The sequence below is a fragment of the Pseudomonas sp. NPDC087346 genome (assembly GCF_044744235.1).
GTDB lineage: Bacteria > Pseudomonadota > Gammaproteobacteria > Pseudomonadales > Pseudomonadaceae > Aquipseudomonas.
The window spans coordinates 1-1,040 of sequence record NZ_JBIUXX010000187.1 but is presented as its reverse complement, the minus strand read 5'-3'; the positions used below and the strand labels follow the sequence as shown (position 1 = coordinate 1,040).

Below are 1,040 nucleotides of genomic sequence, written 5' to 3'. Positions count from 1 at the left end.
CCGATGTCCTCTTTTTGGTACGACACCCACGAACCGTCGTCCGACATGTACCAAATATTGGAAAAATACGTAAAGTCAGGTGGCGACGTTACCCCCGGCATAACCCCCACCTGCTCTTTGCTAACCCAACACACATACAGGCGATTGTTAAACCAGCAAGGCATTAACTGATTTTGATAGGTCTCCGTCGCCGGCACATTGACTTTCAGCCACTGTGACCATGCCCCGGCGGTCAGTCCGCCGTTATCATCACGCACGGACATATTACAACTGCGCCAGTAGTAGGCGTACGGCGCGTTCTGGCTACGACCAATAAAATAGAGCGTGTCCTGGCAATTCGTCGAGGCGCTAAGCCCTGCCTGGTAACCGCCAATCGTGTCCAAATGACTGAGCACTTCAAAGTCCAGCAGGTACTGCTGGAACCCTGTGTTGACGCGCTCATCAGAAATCCGGCCTTGGTTAATGGTTTCTTCAAGGGCTTTGAAGAGTTCTGTTTTGTTATAACGCAGGCTGGGGTCGACGTAGGTCGAGGGATAGTACTGCAAGCGTTCCTTGCCAGCCCACGTCGAGAACACCTGATTGTATTTCGGCCAGTCATACAGAAAACCACCGGGTTTGGACTCCTGGGTTATGACCGCGCTGACAGCATTGTCCACGTCGGGGTCATTCCCCTCCAAACAGCGGTTAATGTAAAGTTGCAGACTGGAAACAGCCTCGGCAACCCGAGAAGTTATAACTTCCGGACCGATCTGAGTATCCAGCAACAAATACTCATACAGTTCATCGGCCGTTTTAATGCGCGCGTTCAACGGTGTTTTATCGGCGAGCAGTGTTTGAGGGGCACAATAAGTGATGTAATAGTCAACCAGCGCATCGCGTCGTGCGGTTTGAATGGCATTGAGTGCGGAATTGTTCATCGTGGAGATCTCCAAAACTGAAACAGTGGCCGTGAAAGAAATTTAGATGGACGCCATTAATTTCTCGGCGACACTGCTAATTAAATTTGACTCTGTGGCCGGGGCCAAGGCAGGCGTGGACAG

General features: G+C 51.2%; 1 protein-coding gene. It reads right to left on the bottom strand.

What is annotated here, in order from left to right; genetic code table 11:
- On the bottom strand, positions 1-917 hold a 917-nt coding region (locus ACIOZM_RS31980; RefSeq protein WP_401221693.1), incomplete at its 3' end, for a neuraminidase-like domain-containing protein.
- Positions 918-1,040: the final 123 nt, after the last annotated feature.